Here is a 988-nt window from a genome sequence, read left to right on the forward strand (position 1 = left end):
TCCTTTCTAAGGATGCACCTAGTAAGTTAGAAAGTTCGCTTTCTGACCTCGTGGATGCACTTAGCAACAGATCGGTACCTTTGCCGATCTATATCAAACGGACCAGGCCGTCCCCATATCTCTTCAGGAAGCACGTGAGCCGACCGGCTGGCGTGAGAGTTGCCCTTGAGGTCTGACCCTCTCGGCAGATTTGCTTTTGCAAATCGCCTGCCGGGCGACGCCGATTTTGCATCGCAAAATCAACTTGGGTCGGTAGCTCAGGTGGTTAGAGCGCACGCCTGATAAGCGTGAGGTCGGAGGTTCAAGTCCTCCTCGACCCACCACCATCCTTCGGGATGATAATGGGGCCTTAGCTCAGCTGGGAGAGCGCCTGATTTGCATTCAGGAGGTCAGCGGTTCGATCCCGCTAGGCTCCACCAACTCACTTCTGCAAGAAGTGAGGGCGACAGTGGTTTTGCTGCAAGCAAAGCTCACGAAAGCCATTTACCCTCGATTAGATCGCTAAGCACTTGCGAGTGTTTAGCCGTCCAATCGGACATCGACTTCTTCGGAAGTTTTGACATCGTTTAGAGAGATATAAGTTGTTCCAAGACAGCTCAGTGATGAGCGGTTTTGAGAATAACAATCAACACTGTTTGATCGCCCTAAGTACGGGGATGATCTCAGTTAGGTGCCTTACCTTTCGGGGTTTGGCGAGCCTTTGACCAAGACTGTTTCCTCGGTCTTCCAAGGGTCTGCCTGCTGAAACGAACAGAGTTGTCCAAGTCAAGTACACTAACCCGCAAGATCGAGAGATCTTGCATAGTTCTTTGTCTTCCAGACGGGGCCGACCGACATCGGCAGTCTGGGTTCCAAGGCAAAGAGCGGGAAAAGTATGACTTTTGGTTCAGAAACAGGATTGCGAGCATGCCAGCTTTTGCGATCACGAGAGACGCAAGTCTTTCTCTTTCTGGATCAAATCAAGCGCGAGAAGGGCGTTTGGTGGATG

2 tRNA genes are annotated in these 988 nt (G+C 51.4%); both read left to right on the plus strand.

The window, feature by feature from the left end:
• Positions 1-246 precede the first annotated feature (246 nt).
• Positions 247-323, plus strand: a tRNA-Ile gene (locus J7413_RS20425).
• 20 nt (positions 324-343) lie between these two features.
• Positions 344-419, plus strand: a tRNA-Ala gene (locus tag J7413_RS20430).
• The last annotated feature ends 569 nt before the right edge of the window (positions 420-988 follow it).

This window comes from Shimia sp. R10_1 (genome assembly GCF_017744095.1).
In the GTDB taxonomy this organism is placed as follows: domain Bacteria; phylum Pseudomonadota; class Alphaproteobacteria; order Rhodobacterales; family Rhodobacteraceae; genus Shimia.